Origin of the sequence: Streptomyces spiralis (assembly GCF_014654675.1) — a bacterium.
GTDB classification, from domain to species: Bacteria; Actinomycetota; Actinomycetes; order Streptomycetales; family Streptomycetaceae; genus Streptomyces; species Streptomyces spiralis.
Map to the genome: position 1 here is coordinate 154350 of NZ_BNBC01000019.1, position 220 is coordinate 154569.

Consider the following 220-nt stretch of genomic DNA (forward strand, 5'->3'; position numbering starts at 1 on the left):
TCGTACACCGCGCCACCGGTGGCACACGCCCAGCCCGACCCATGCGCCTCCTCCCGGCCCGCCCCATCCCGGAGCCACCCCAACCATCCACACCGGAACCTCCGGCCCGATCAGCAGTGCCGCCCGGCAGCCGCCCGAGCCCGCCGCCCGGACGGCCAGGCATCCACCGCGCCACCGGGCGGAACCCTCCCCGCGTCACCCCGGCGGAACCCGCCCCGCG